We start from the raw sequence: 11,539 nt of genomic DNA, 5'->3' as shown, positions 1-11,539 counted from the left end.
GACGTGGACAAAGCCCATCCGCCCCTGCTCAGCCCGACGATCCGCCGACACTCTTGGGTGCTGGGGCTCCTGGCACTGGTCCTGTTTATCGCAGGCAACTGGAACCAGGCCATCATCGGTTTTGATTCGCGCTTCGTGCTGTTCGCCCAGGAGATGCTGCGCCATGGGCCGGGGTTCTTCCCGACGACGTATGGCCAGCCTTACGCCGATTACCTGGCCACTTCGACGCTGCTGACCTGGCTGCTGTCCTTGCCCCTGGGGCAGGTCACCAGCCTGACGGCCTGGTTGCCCACGGCCATCGCTTCAGCGCTGATCGTGGTGCTGGTGTACCGACTGACAGCACCCTACTCCCGGCGCTGGGCGCTCCTGAGCATCGCGGTGATGCTGCTCAGCAGTACCTTCATCAGCGAAACCCGCGCGGTGTCCCTCGACCAGATGCTGGCCGCCGTGGCCCTGGCGGTGTTTTACCTGGGTTATGCCCACGACCATTTCGGCGCCTGCCGGCGTCTGCATTGGCTGTTTCTGCTGCTGATCCTGGGGTTTGCGATCCGTGGGCCGATCGGCCTGGTGATTCCCACCGGCATGCTGTGCAGCTATTACCTGATCAATCGTCAGTGGCGGCAGTTGTTCAGTTTTGGCCTGTTGGCGCTGGCGTTGTTGGCGGCGTGTGTCGGCCTGTTGTTGTTGCTGGCCAAGCTCAGTGGCGGTGAAACCTTCATGCAGGACGTGATCCGCATGCAGTTCCTCGGCCGCATGGACGGTACCGAAGGCTCCGGTAGCGTGCTGTATTACTTCACCAGCTCGATGGGCAATTACGCACCTGCCTATCCACTGGCCATACTGGCGCTGATTGCGATTGTTGCCGGTGGCCGCGAAGACAAGGGCCCGGCGCTGAAACTGGTGCTGTACTGCCTGGCCGCCGGCTTGATCGTGATGATCGGCCTTTCGGTGCCCCAGGCGAAAAAAGCCCGCTATGTGCTGCCGATGTTGCCCATGGCAGCGATCATTGCCGCGTATCCATTCCAGGTATCCCGCGGAAAACTGTTCGCCGGGTTGCGCTGGCTGATGCTGGCGCTGTGGGCGGTCATTCCGGGTCTGCTGATCGCAGGGTTGTTCGTGGCGCGTCATCGCTTCCCTGAGCAGATGGGTAGTCTCAATCCGGTGTTCGGGCTGCTGATCGCGCTCCAGACTCTGGCGCTGGGACTGCTGTTCAACCGACGCCTTCGCTACCTGGGGCCGGCTTTCTCTGCCGTACTCGCGGTATGGCTCGCCTATATCGTGATGGTCGAACCCCTGGAGCGTCGTCTGTATGACACGCGCACCTTTACCCTCCAGGCCCACACGCTCATCCAGCAAGAACGAGCACCGCTGGTGCTGCACGCACTGGGCAAGGACGCGAAAGCCATCAAGTTCATGGTCAACCTCGATTGCGACCAGGTGCCGTTGTTTACCCAGTTGCCCGCCGAACTGGCGCCGATCCAGGCGCCTGCCTGGCTGATCATGAGCCAGGCGGACTACGAGGCCTTGAGCGATCCGCGTATCCGCTCACTGGAACCGGTGCTGACCGGCCAGTTCGACAAGAACCCCTATGTGCTGCTGCATTTGACCAAACCCGCGCAACCTTGATACTTGCTAACGGGATAAGCGGCACAGGCTGCTTATCCCGTGCCAGTACAATCCGTAGTTATAAATCCAAGTGCATGTAAGAAACTTCTTTACCCATAAAACTTCGAAACTTTTCGGTTTGTAACTATCGGGAAAAATCCTACGCATCTATCCGCATGCGCCGATGCACGCCCCCTTCCCGCTCCAAGTCACCAACTGTAGACTCGTCTGCAAAGTGAGTTATTTATTTAATACCTTCTAACTATTCTCAGAAGTGCCAAAGGTGCGGTGCAGGGCCGCCCTGTTACTGTCGTACGAAATTCGGCGACCGTAATAGCAAGCCATCTATCGTGAAGTACCCGATTAAAGAAACAGCCGCGATAACAATAAATACGTTTTAAACAGCACTTAGCGCTGCCGTTTATTTCATTTAGAGGAATGTTCTGTGTCCGACCATCGATTGCCCGCCCCCTCCCTCTCTGACACTGTTATGCCGTTATCTCGCGACACGGTAAATGTGAGTTACATCCTCCAACCAAAACTGGATAGGCTCATGGAACTGCGCGATGCACTGGTAGTACTCAAGGGGCCTCTGGCCAACGATCCCTCACTGCGGGAAAACGTACAGAACCTGCTGATCAATGAGGAAACCAATGATCGGGTACTGGGCAAGATCGGCAGCCCCCTGCCGCCCCCAATCCGCCTGATACCGGCTGGCTAAGACGCTTTACTGCAAAAATACTGCACTTGACCTGCATTAATATGCATTGGCGGCAACCTTGTCCGATTGGCACACTGCGCAGGTTCCTCCCCCAAATGCAGGAACTGTTTTGAAAGGCTTTTCCGGGAAACCAGACAAGCCTTTTTTTTGCCCGTTTTTTATGGATCGCCCGTCAATGCTCGCTCGCTGGTTACCCGCTGCCATCAATACCCGCCCCGCCGAATGGAGTCGTGCCGCCATCGGCATGGCGTTAGGCACCCTGTTCAGTGTCTGGGTGTGCGCCCAGGTGTTTGGTATGGAGGTCGCCTTGCACCTTATAGGTCCGCTGGGGGCCTCGGCGGTGCTGCTGTTTGCCGTGTCTTCCGGCGCGTTGGCCCAGCCCTGGTCGATCATTGGCAGCTACCTGTGTGCCGGGGTCGTTGCGCTGCTGGTGGCGCGGGTGCTGGGACGCACATTGGGCAGCGCATGCCTGGCCGCCGGGATGACCGTCATCCTGATCTGCTGGCTGCGCTGCCTGCACCCACCGGCGGGTGGGCTGGCGATGAGCCTGGTGCTGGCTGATCCCGCGTCCATTGCCATCGGCTGGCACGAACTGGGCGCAGTGATGCTGGGCGCCGCTGCCTTGCTGGCCTGCGCACTGGCCTATAACAACGCAACCCGCACGCGTTATCCCAAGGGAGCCAGCGAGCCCGCTGCGCCGAACTTCATGCCAACGGCCATCGAAAACCCAGGCATCAGCGCCGAAGACCTCAAGCAGGCCCTGGCCGAGCGCGAGCAGTTCCTGGACGTAACACCGCAGGAACTGGAAGAACTGATCCAGGCCAGCGAACGCTATGCCCGGCGACGGACGATCGGCGCGGTTTTCCAACGCTAGGGCCGGCATCCTCCCTAGGGCAAAAATGCAAAAACGACCTGCATGATTCCGACTTGTACTGGGCAAATTTGCACTGGTACGATCGCGAGATGGTTCGCTTACGAACATCTTGATAAAGAACAATAAAAGCAGGGAGTTAGAGATGACTGCTCAGGTTTCATCCGAAGCAAGCAGCGCCGGGGTCGTGCACGACGAGGTCCTGGCGCACGTACGCAACCACATAGGCCACCTGACCCTCAATCGCCCCGCCGGTCTTAACGCCATTACCCTGGACATGGTCCGCAGCCTCAGCCGGCATCTGCAGGCCTGGGCCAACGACCCCGAGGTGTACGCCGTGGTGTTGCGCGGTGCCGGTGAAAAAGCCTTCTGCGCCGGGGGCGACATTCGCTCGCTGTACGACAGCTTCAAGAACGGCAACACCCTGCACGAAGACTTCTTCGTCGAGGAATACGCCCTCGACCTCGCTATTCACCGCTACCGCAAGCCGGTCCTGGCGCTGATGGACGGCTTCGTCCTCGGCGGCGGTATGGGCCTGGTACAAGGCGCCGACCTGCGGGTGGTCACCGAACGCAGCCGCCTGGCAATGCCTGAAGTCGCCATCGGTTATTTCCCGGATGTGGGCGGCAGCTATTTCCTGCCGCGTATTCCCGGGGAACTGGGGGTCTACCTCGGGGTGACCGGCGTGCAGATTCGCGCCGCCGATGCCCTGTATTGCGGGCTGGCAGACTGGTACCTCGACAGCGCCAGGCTTGCCGACCTCGACCAGCGCCTGGACCGCCTGAAATGGCACGACTCACCGCTCAAGGACCTGCAAGGCCTGCTGGCCGGCCTGGCGGTGCAACAATTGCCCGACGCGCCACTGGCGGCGCTGCGCCCGGCCATCGACCACTTCTTTGCCTTGCCGGATGTGCCGAGCATCGTCGAGCAATTGCAGCAAGTCACCGTCGCCGACAGCCATGACTGGGCTCTGACCACCGCCAGCCTGATGCAAACCCGCTCGCCCCTGGCCATGGCTGTGACCCTGCAGATGCTGCGCCGCGGACGCCACCTGCCCCTGGAGCAGTGCTTTGCCCTGGAGTTGCACCTGGATCGCCAATGGTTCGCCCGTGGCGACTTGATCGAAGGCGTGCGCGCGCTGTTGATCGACAAGGACAAAACCCCTCGCTGGAACCCTCCCACCCTCCAGGCGTTGGAGGCTGATCATGTCGAGAGCTTCTTCCGCGACTTCGACAAGAACGGGAACTAAGCCATGCAAGATATTGAATTTACTGAAGAACAGGTAATGATCCGCGACATGGCCAGGGACTTTGCCCGTGGCGAAATCGCGCCCCACGCCCAAGCCTGGGAAAAGGCCGGCTGGATCGACGACGCCCTCGTCGCCAAGATGGGCGAGTTGGGCTTGCTGGGCATGGTCGTGCCCGAAGAATGGGGCGGCACCTACGTCGACTACGTGGCCTACGCTCTGGCGGTGGAAGAGATTTCCGCCGGCGACGGCGCCACCGGCGCGCTGATGAGTATCCATAATTCAGTCGGTTGCGGGCCAATTCTCAACTACGGCTCACAGGAACAAAAGGAAACCTGGCTGGCGGAACTGGCCAGCGGCCAGGCCATCGGGTGCTTCTGCCTGACCGAACCCCAGGCCGGTTCCGAAGCTCACAACCTGCGTACCCGCGCCGAACTGCGGGACGGTCAGTGGGTGATCAACGGCGCCAAGCAGTTTGTCAGCAACGGCAAGCGCGCCAAACTGGCGATTGTGTTTGCGGTGACCGACCCCGACCTGGGCAAGAAAGGCATCTCGGCATTCCTCGTACCGACCAGCACCCCAGGCTTCGTAGTGGACCGTACCGAACACAAAATGGGCATCCGTGCCTCGGACACCTGTGCCGTCACCCTCAACCAATGCACGGTGCCGGAAGCCAACCTGCTGGGCGAACGCGGCAAAGGCCTGGCTATCGCCCTGTCCAACCTCGAAGGTGGGCGCATCGGGATTGCCGCCCAGGCGCTGGGCATCGCCCGCGCCGCCTTTGAAGCAGCGCTGGCCTACGCCCGTGACCGGGTGCAGTTCGACAAGGCAATCATTGAACACCAGAGCGTGGCGAATATGCTGGCCGACATGCAAACCCGCCTGAATGCGGCGCGCTTGCTGATCCTGCACGCGGCCCGATTGCGCAGTGCGGGCAAGCCGTGCCTGTCGGAAGCGTCCCAGGCCAAACTGTTCGCATCGGAAATGGCCGAGAAGGTCTGCTCGTCGGCGATGCAGATCCATGGGGGTTATGGGTATCTGGAGGATTACCCGGTGGAGCGTTACTACCGGGATGCGCGGATTACCCAGATTTACGAGGGCACCAGCGAGATTCAGCGAATGGTGATTGCCAGAGAGTTGAAAAACTACCAGCTGTAACAGGTATTCCCAGAACCAATGTGGGAGCGGGCTTGCTCGCGAAGGCGGTGGATCAGTCGATACATCGGGTGACTGTAATACCGTCTTCGCGAGCAAGCCCGCTCCCACATTTTTGATCTTCAGCGTTTCAGGACGGTGTTTATTTGTCCTTGAACTCCGGCGCACGCTTGGCCACAAACGCCGCCATGCCTTCCTTCTGATCCAGTGTGGCAAACGCCGCATGGAACACCCGACGCTCAAAGCGCACACCTTCCGACAGACTCACTTCAAACGCGCGGTTGACGCTTTCCTTGACCATCATGCTGATGGGCACCGATTTGCTGGCAATCAGGGTCGCGACTTTCAATGCTTCGTCCAACAGCTCATCCGCCGGCACGATCCGCGCGACAATCCCGCAGCGCTCCGCTTCCACCGCATCGATAAAGCGTCCGGTCAGGCACATTTCCATGGCCTTGGCCTTGCCTACGGCGCGGGTCAGGCGCTGGGTGCCGCCCATGCCCGGCAGTACGCCGAGGTTGATTTCCGGCTGGCCAAACTTGGCGTTGTCACCGGCCAGGATGAAGTCGCACATCAAGGCCAGTTCACAACCGCCGCCCAGGGCGAAACCGTTGACTGCGGCGATGATCGGCTTGCGGCGGTTGGCCACGCGGTCGCTGTCGCTGAACAGGTCGTCGAGGTAGATCTGCGGGTAGGTCAGCTCGGCCATTTCCTTGATGTCGGCGCCGGCGGCAAAGGCCTTTTTCGAGCCGGTGAGCACGATACAGCCGATTTCCGGATTGGCCTCCAGGCTGTCCAACGCTTGGTTCAGCTCACTGACCAGCTGTGCGTTCAAAGCGTTCAGCGCTTGCGGGCGATTGAGAGTAATCAGCCCGACACGGCCCTGGACGTCCAGCAAAATGGTTTCGTAACTCATAGATACTCCTCAGAGATTGCGTGAAATGACCATGCGTTGAATATCGCTGGTGCCTTCGTAAATCTGGCAGACCCGCACATCGCGGTAGATCCGCTCCAGGGGAAAGTCGCTCAGGTAACCGTAACCGCCGAGGGTTTGCAAGGCTGCCGAACAGACCTTTTCGGCCATTTCCGAAGCAAACAGCTTGGCCATGGACGCCTCCACCAGCGCCGGCTTGCCGCTGTCACGCAGGGCGGCGGCGTAATGCACCATCTGCCGCGCCACGGCGATTTGCGTCGCCATGTCCGCCAGGCGGAAGGCCACGGCCTGGTGCTCGATGATCGCCTTGCCAAAGCTTTCCCGCTCGCGGGCGTAGTCCCGGGCCGCCTCAAACGCCGCCCGGGCCATGCCCACTGCTTGCGACGCAATGCCGACGCGCCCGCCTTCGAGGTTGGCCAGGGCGATCCGATAGCCTTCACCCTCCTCGCCCAAACGGTTGGCCACCGGCACCTTCAAGTCCTCAAACAGGATCTGGCAGGTATCGGAGGCGTGCTGGCCGAGCTTGTCCTCGACCCGCGCCACGCTGTAGCCCGGCGAGTCGGTAGGCACGATAAAGGCGCTGATACCGCGCTTGCCGGCAGCCGGATCAGTGACCGCAAACACAATCACGATCCCGGCGTTTTGCCCAGAGGTGATGAACTGCTTGCAGCCATTGAGCACGTAGTGATCGCCCTCCAGCCGGGCGCGGGTTTTCAGGCCGCTGGCGTCGGAACCCGCCTGGGGCTCGGTCAAGGCAAAAGCGCCGAGCATCGCGCCGCTGGCCAGGGGCTTGAGGAACTGTTCTCGCTGTGGGTCGTTGCCGAACTTGAGGATCGGCACACAGCCCACCGAGTTGTGCACGCTCATGATGGTCGAGCAGGCACCGTCGCCGGCGGCGATCTCTTCCAGGGCCATGGCGTAGGCCAGGTAGCCGGTGTCGCAACCACCCCATTGCTCCGGGACCAGCATGCCGAAAAAGCCCAGCTCGGCCATTTCGCCAATGGCTTCCTTGGGAAAGCGATGCTCGCGGTCCCATTCGGCGGCGAACGGTTTGAGCCGCTCCTGGGCGAACTGCCGGGCGGCTTCGCTGATTTGCAGTTGTTCGTCATTCGGGAGCATAGAAATTCCTTAGTACAGACATTCAACAGCCATGGCCGTGGCCTCACCGCCGCCGATGCAGATGGCCGCAACGCCGCGCTTGAGGCCTTTCTGGCGCAGGGCCGAGAGCAGGGTCACCAGGATCCGCGCGCCGGACGCGCCAATCGGATGGCCCAGGGCACAGGCGCCGCCGTGGATATTGACCTTGCTGTGGGGAATCTCCAGCTTGCTCATGGTCACCAGGCTGACCACGGCAAAGGCTTCGTTGATTTCAAACAGGTCGACTTCGTCGAGGTTCCAACCAGTCTTGCTCATCAGCTTCCGGATCGCCCCCACCGGCGCGACCGGGAACAGGCCAGGCTCATCGGCAAATGCCGCATGGCCATGGATAACCGCCAGCGGCTTGAGCCCGCGCTTCTGCGCTTCAGACTCGCGCATCAGCAACAACGCCGCTGCACCATCGGAAATCGAACTGGAGTTGGCCGCCGTCACCGTACCGCCTTCGCGGAAGGCTGGTTTCAAGGTGGCGATCTTGTCCAGCTTGGCTTTTGGCGGCTGTTCGTCGTGGGTGATGGTTTTCTGTTCCTTGCCCACGGTGACCTGCACCGGGACGATTTCGGCGATGAAGTTACCGTCGCTGATCGCCTGTTGCGCACGGGTCAGGGAAGCAATGGCAAACGCGTCCTGGGCCTCACGGGAAAAGCCGTTGTGCTCGGCGCAGTCTTCGGCAAAGGTGCCCATCAGGCGACCCTTGTCGTAGGCGTCTTCAAGCCCGTCGAGGAACATATGGTCGAGCACCCGGCCGTGGCCCATGCGGTAGCCGCTGCGGGCGCGGTCCAGCAGGTACGGCGCGTTGGACATGCTCTCCATGCCACCGGCGATGACCACTTCCACGCTGCCCGCCAGTAACGAGTCATGGGCCAGGATCGTGGCTTCCATACCCGAACCACACATCTTGTTGAGGGTAGTGCAGCGGGTCGATTTATCCAGACCTGCGCCTAGAGCAGCCTGACGTGCAGGTGCCTGGCCGAGGCCGGCGGGCAGCACGCAACCGAACAGCACTTCATCCACGGCATCGGTGGCAATACCGGCACGCTCGACCGCTGCACGAATCGCCGCAGCCCCCAGTTGCGGGGCGGTCAGGCCCTTGAGGTCGCCCTGGAACCCGCCCATTGGGGTGCGTACTGCGCTGACAATAACGATGGGATCAGTCATGAAAATCTCCTTATTTGGCCGCCATGCGCAAGGCACCGTCGAGACGGATCACCTCGCCGTTGAGCATGCTGTTTTCAATGATATGCCGCACCAGCGCGGCGTACTCGCCTGGCTTGCCCAGGCGTGGCGGGAATGGCACACCGGCGGCGAGGGACTCACGCACTTCCGGGGTCATGCCAGCCATCATCGGGGTTTCGAAAATGCCGGGGGCAATGGTCATCACCCGAATCCCGTAGCGCGCCAGCTCACGGGCGGCAGGCAGGGTCAGGCTGGCGATCGCACCCTTGGAGGCGGCATAGGCCGCCTGGCCGATCTGGCCGTCAAACGCCGCCACCGACGCCGTGTTGATAATCACACCGCGCTCGCCATCGGCATTCGCTTCGGTTTCGGCGATAGCCGCCGCGGCCAGGCGCAGCAGGTTAAAACTGCCGATCAGGTTGACGTTGATCACTTGGGCAAAGTTGGCCAGAACGTGAGGGCCATTTTTGCCAAGGATCTTCTCGCCGCGAACCACACCGGCGCAGTTGACCAACCCGTGCAGACCACCGAAGGCTGCCACCGTGGCCTGCACCGCAGCTTCAGCAGCGGCTTCCTGACTGATATCCGCGACCACGCTGCGGGCCTGCTCGCCGAGCTTTTGCGCCTGGGCCGCCACTGCGTCAGCGTTCAAATCCACCAGCATCACCTTGGCACCGGCCGCTACGAGCATCTCGGCCGTGGCCGCGCCGAGGCCTGAAGCGCCGCCGCTGACCAGAAAAACCTTGTTCTCAATCTGCATCACTGTTTCCTTGAAGAATGGGTCACGCCGTGGCCGCCTGGGCCTTGGCAATTTCCTGATTACGCAAAATGAAGCGTTGCAGCTTGCCGCTCGGGGTCTTGGGCAGCTCGCTGACAAATTCGATTTCCCGTGGGTACGAGTGCGCCGCCAGGCGCTTGCGCACGTGCTGGCGCAGCTCTTCGGCCAGGGCCGGCTCGGCGCGGTATTGCTCGCTGAGCACCACAAAGGCTTTGACGATCTCGGTGCGTTCCGGGCATGGCTTGCCCACCACCGCGGCCTCCACCACTGCCGGATGCTCGATCAATGCACTTTCCACATCGAACGGCCCTACTCGGTAGCCGGAGGTGGTGATCACATCGTCGCTGCGCCCGACAAAGCTGATGCTGCCGTCGGGGTTCAGCTCCACCGTATCGCCGCTGAGGTAGTACTTGCCGACGAAGGCTTTGGTCTTGACCCCGTGGTAGCCGGCGAACCAGCACATCGGCGATTGTTCGCGGTCGATGGCGAGGATGCCCGGCTGGCCGGCGGGCAGTTCCTGGTGGTTGTCGTCCAGTACCACGATGCGGTGGCCTGGCGAGGCAAAACCGGCGGAACCCACGTGCACCGGGTGTTCCAGGCCGTGGTGATTGCACAGCACCATGCCCAATTCAGTCTGGCCATAATGGTCGTGGATGGTCACGCCGAGGTTGTCGGCGAACCAGCGGATCACTTCCGGGTTCAAGGGCTCGCCGGCGCTGCTGACAATGCGTAGCTTGCCCTTGATCGACTTGGCGAACTGCTCGCCGCCGGCAATCAGCAGGCGATAGGCCGTGGGCGATCCGGTGAGGTTGGTGATCCCGTATTTGTTGATGACGCGGCAGGTGCTTTCGAGGGTGAACGGGCCGTCGTAGAAGGTGATCGGATGGCCCATGGACAAGGGGCCGGTCACGCCGAAATAGATGCCGTAGGCCCAACCCGGGTCGGCGACGTTCCAGAATGCGTCTTCGGGGCGCAGGTCGACGGCGTCGCGGGTGTAGCTCTGGAATGCCACGATTGCCTTGAGCGGTACTGCCAGGGATTTCGACGGGCCGGTGGTACCGGAGGTGAACATCAGCAGGAACGGGTCGTCGGCGCCCAGCAATACGGGTTCGCAGAGGCTGGAGTAGTTGGGCAGTTCGGCCCAGAAGCTGAAATCGCCGCGCACGATGCCTTCGCCGTTGGGGCCGGCGACGGTGACGATGGTTGGGCAGTCGGCCACTTCATTGAGTTTGGGACGGTTCACGGCGTCAGTGACCACCAATGCTGCGCCAGAGCTGTTCAGGCGGTGTTCGATGGCCTTGGGGCCGAAGGCGGTGAACAGCGGCTGATAGACCGCACCGATGCGCCAGGTGGCGAGTACTACTATCAGTAACTCGGCGGTGCGTGGCAGGAGGCCTGCTACCTTGTCGCCGCGCTTTACGCCCTGGGCCAGGAGGAAGTTGGCGAAGCGGGCGGCCTGGTCTTGTAATTGGGTGAAGGTGGACGTGGCGCTGCGGCCGTCCTTGCCCTCCCAGAACAGCGCGATGCGGCCGGGTAAGGCGTGGCGGTCGCAGCATTCGACGCAGGCGTTGAGGGCCTGCAGAGTGCCCGACAGGGCGGCGTCAACGGTGTGTTGGTAATTGAACTGGGTGGTGGTGGCCGAGTAATCACGCATCGCTTCAAATCCCTGTGTGTTTTTTATTTTCAGGATGGGTACGTAGACCGGTGAAATAGTCGCTCTAGAGCGGTGGGTGGGCAATGGTCAAAGCTTTCAACTTGGTTGACTGGTTTGGCCAATGGGGGGCTTTTTTTGGGTTGTGTGTGTATATCCGTTATTTAGGTAACGGCGGCCTATGGTTCCGCTCTTACAGCGGCTCACTTTTGAAGAGCGCAAAAGTAAGCAAAACGCTCTTGCCCCA

Annotated in this window: 10 protein-coding genes; 5 read left to right on the top strand and 5 right to left on the bottom strand. The window is 61.4% G+C overall.

The window, feature by feature from the left end:
• Window positions 1–3: 3 nt before the first annotated feature.
• The 5 genes from K0H47_RS10225 to K0H47_RS10205 all read left to right on the top strand — a co-directional run bounded on the left by K0H47_RS10225 (window position 4) and on the right by K0H47_RS10205 (window position 5,601).
• Window positions 4–1,626 (top strand): phospholipid carrier-dependent glycosyltransferase, encoded by a 1,623-nt coding sequence (locus K0H47_RS10225; RefSeq protein ID WP_219272503.1) that lies wholly within the window; start codon window positions 4–6, stop codon window positions 1,624–1,626.
• Window positions 1,627–2,095: 469 nt separating this feature from the next.
• Complete coding sequence (locus K0H47_RS10220; protein WP_093197022.1) at window positions 2,096–2,326, top strand: type VI secretion system contractile sheath small subunit; 231 nt, start codon at window positions 2,096–2,098, stop codon at window positions 2,324–2,326.
• Between the two features lie 175 nt (window positions 2,327–2,501).
• Window positions 2,502–3,200, top strand: coding sequence for an HPP family protein (locus K0H47_RS10215; protein WP_093197026.1), 699 nt, complete (start codon window positions 2,502–2,504; stop codon window positions 3,198–3,200).
• 142 nt (window positions 3,201–3,342) lie between these two features.
• Window positions 3,343–4,446, top strand: a complete 1,104-nt coding sequence (locus K0H47_RS10210) for an enoyl-CoA hydratase/isomerase family protein (RefSeq protein ID WP_093197031.1) — start codon at window positions 3,343–3,345, stop codon at window positions 4,444–4,446.
• A 3-nt stretch (window positions 4,447–4,449) separates the two neighbouring features.
• On the top strand, window positions 4,450–5,601 hold the full coding sequence (locus tag K0H47_RS10205; protein ID WP_063030096.1) for an acyl-CoA dehydrogenase family protein: 1,152 nt from the start codon (window positions 4,450–4,452) through the stop codon (window positions 5,599–5,601).
• 139 nt (window positions 5,602–5,740) lie between these two features.
• Here K0H47_RS10205 and K0H47_RS10200 read toward each other — a convergent pair whose 3' ends face one another.
• Genes K0H47_RS10200 through K0H47_RS10180 form a run of 5 tightly spaced genes read right to left on the bottom strand, consistent with a single transcriptional unit; the run spans window position 5,741 to window position 11,295 of the window.
• Window positions 5,741–6,514, bottom strand: a complete 774-nt coding sequence (locus tag K0H47_RS10200; protein WP_010171088.1) for an enoyl-CoA hydratase — start codon at window positions 6,512–6,514, stop codon at window positions 5,741–5,743.
• A 9-nt stretch (window positions 6,515–6,523) separates the two neighbouring features.
• Window positions 6,524–7,651 carry an acyl-CoA dehydrogenase gene (locus K0H47_RS10195; RefSeq protein WP_219272501.1) on the bottom strand — a complete coding sequence of 376 codons (1,128 nt, stop codon included), beginning with the start codon at window positions 7,649–7,651 and terminating at the stop codon, window positions 6,524–6,526.
• A gap of 9 nt (window positions 7,652–7,660) precedes the next feature.
• Entirely contained in the window at window positions 7,661–8,845 is a 1,185-nt protein-coding gene (locus K0H47_RS10190; RefSeq protein ID WP_219272499.1) for an acetyl-CoA C-acyltransferase, read from the bottom strand.
• A gap of 10 nt (window positions 8,846–8,855) precedes the next feature.
• Entirely contained in the window at window positions 8,856–9,623 is a 768-nt protein-coding gene (locus tag K0H47_RS10185) for an SDR family NAD(P)-dependent oxidoreductase (protein WP_063030093.1), read from the bottom strand.
• 22 nt (window positions 9,624–9,645) lie between these two features.
• Window positions 9,646–11,295, bottom strand: a complete 1,650-nt coding sequence (locus K0H47_RS10180; protein WP_219272498.1) for an AMP-binding protein — start codon at window positions 11,293–11,295, stop codon at window positions 9,646–9,648.
• Window positions 11,296–11,539: the final 244 nt, after the last annotated feature.

Origin of the sequence: Pseudomonas sp. Xaverov 83 (assembly GCF_019352905.1) — a bacterium.
GTDB lineage: Bacteria > Pseudomonadota > Gammaproteobacteria > Pseudomonadales > Pseudomonadaceae > Aquipseudomonas > Aquipseudomonas yamanorum.
Note: the sequence above shows the minus strand (reverse complement) of the source record. Positions and strands in the feature narration are given on the sequence as shown.

Coding starts and splice junctions, on each gene's coding strand:
- K0H47_RS10195 (WP_219272501.1), bottom strand. CDS start 7,651: ATGCTCCCGAATGACGAACAACTGCAAATCAGCGAAGCCGCCCGGCAG.
- K0H47_RS10215 (WP_093197026.1), top strand. CDS start 2,502: ATGCTCGCTCGCTGGTTACCCGCTGCCATCAATACCCGCCCCGCCGAA.
- K0H47_RS10220 (WP_093197022.1), top strand. CDS start 2,096: ATGCCGTTATCTCGCGACACGGTAAATGTGAGTTACATCCTCCAACCA.
- K0H47_RS10190 (WP_219272499.1), bottom strand. CDS start 8,845: ATGACTGATCCCATCGTTATTGTCAGCGCAGTACGCACCCCAATGGGC.
- K0H47_RS10205 (WP_063030096.1), top strand. CDS start 4,450: ATGCAAGATATTGAATTTACTGAAGAACAGGTAATGATCCGCGACATG.
- K0H47_RS10210 (WP_093197031.1), top strand. CDS start 3,343: ATGACTGCTCAGGTTTCATCCGAAGCAAGCAGCGCCGGGGTCGTGCAC.
- K0H47_RS10200 (WP_010171088.1), bottom strand. CDS start 6,514: ATGAGTTACGAAACCATTTTGCTGGACGTCCAGGGCCGTGTCGGGCTG.
- K0H47_RS10185 (WP_063030093.1), bottom strand. CDS start 9,623: ATGCAGATTGAGAACAAGGTTTTTCTGGTCAGCGGCGGCGCTTCAGGC.
- K0H47_RS10180 (WP_219272498.1), bottom strand. CDS start 11,295: ATGCGTGATTACTCGGCCACCACCACCCAGTTCAATTACCAACACACC.